This window comes from Acinetobacter sp. YH12226, from assembly GCF_013417805.1.
GTDB lineage: Bacteria > Pseudomonadota > Gammaproteobacteria > Pseudomonadales > Moraxellaceae > Acinetobacter.
In genome coordinates this window covers 1-1468 of record NZ_VPDG01000056.1, presented here as the reverse complement: position 1 = coordinate 1468, position 1468 = coordinate 1, and the positions used below count along the sequence as shown (strand labels likewise).

The window sequence follows — 1468 nt, the reverse complement described above, 5'->3', positions numbered from 1 at the left end:
GCTCACCGAAGCAATCCCGGTTATAACGTGGCTGATATGGACGTTTAAGGCGCTTGGATCGCGGAATCCAGAGGTCATTGGCCATCATCCAGCGCCGAACCGTTTCTACCGGGATATTCAGGTCAAACATGCTGCTGAGCTTTTCATGCGCCAAGGTAGGTCCAAAGCCCAGCAGATGTTCAGAAATAATGGAAAGACATTTTGATTTTAATAACTCATCATGGCGATGATGGCCAGGTTGACCACGACTAGCATGTGCCAGACCTGAAACACCGTCTTGATTGAGTTTCTGCAATAACCGGGTAATTTGACGAGTGGAAAGATTCAGGATTTCAGCAGCACGGACCTGGATAATACGATGATCTCGAACGTCTTGCAGAACTGCAAGACGTTGAATTTCCTTGTCAGACATAGTGATCAACATCTCTAATTTATATCCAGTCCATGATGGTGAAAACCATCATAAACTAGACATTTTTATTGGTGAGAATATAGACATTTTGAATGGGTTTTAACACAAATTGTAAGCCCAAAATAGAAATGTCCGCTTTTAGAATGTGCACTTTTGCAATTTCCTTAGCGGACGGTTTGATATGTTGGTGTCTATGTCGGATAAAGAACTTAAACGATTGTCGGTTTTGCAGGAAATCTGCGATCAACGCATAACTCAATCCCAGGCTGCTCAGCTACTTCTACTTCATATTTCAGAATGTCAGGTCAGACGCTTACTGCAGAAATACAAAGTTCAAGGTCCAGCTGCATTATAGCCCATACGGGTCGTGGCCAAACCAGCAATTCCAGGCTTTCTGAAGAACTCAGACTCAAGTGCCTCAATATTGTTTCTGATCAACTGCATGGTTTCGGACCAACCTTGGCGCATGAAAAGCTTATTCAACAGGAGTTATGGTTCATTCTGACCAAGGCAGTCAGTACTGTAGTCGTGCTTTTAGAGCGCTATTATTGACGAATAACTGTATTCAAAGTATGTCACGCAGTCTTGCGCAGTACACTGCTCATGTTGGGACAATGCAGTGACTGAAAGCTTCTTTCATACATTGAAAGGTCATGTAATCCATGGCAGTGTGTTTGCCACTCGAAAAGAAGCGAATGCTGTCTTGTTTGACTATATCGAGATTTATTACAATCGAATCAGAATACATTCTGCAAATGGCTGGTTAAGTCCTGAAGCCTTTGAACAAAAATATTGTAAGAATTTAGAGGGATCGAATGTCCACAATACTGTCTAGGATCAGATAAAGGATTCTGCATCTGAAAAAAGGCCTTTAGCTTAATTCTGAGCTTCGACTAGGGTCTGTTGACATTTACTGTTCATAATTAACGCTATAAAGGTAGCCATAAAAATATACAGGCTAAAGCAACAGAACTTTGATAATTTCTTTTGAGCTTGTCATATCGAGTAGCTATTCCTCTAAATTGCTTTAATCTACAAAACATATTTTCAACTAAA

The 1468-nt window shown here is 41.0% G+C and carries 1 protein-coding gene and 3 pseudogenes; 2 read left to right on the top strand and 2 right to left on the bottom strand.

The features are described from left to right. Positions 1–424 (bottom strand): helix-turn-helix domain-containing protein (locus tag FTV08_RS16025; protein ID WP_180087655.1); only part of this gene is annotated, 424 nt, incomplete at its 3' end. 181 nt (positions 425–605) lie between these two features. On the opposite strand from FTV08_RS16025, the pseudogene FTV08_RS16020 reads away from it, so the two are divergent. Then, a pseudogene (locus FTV08_RS16020) lies at positions 606–889 on the top strand (helix-turn-helix domain-containing protein); the annotation flags it as partial. Next, positions 883–1247, top strand: a pseudogene (locus tag FTV08_RS16015) (IS3 family transposase); the annotation flags it as partial. The pseudogenes FTV08_RS16020 and FTV08_RS16015, both read left to right, overlap by 7 nt. Positions 1248–1341: 94 nt before the next feature. Here the strand turns inward: FTV08_RS16015 and FTV08_RS16010 are convergent. Further along, positions 1342–1468 (bottom strand): annotated as a pseudogene (locus FTV08_RS16010) (IS5/IS1182 family transposase); the annotation flags it as partial.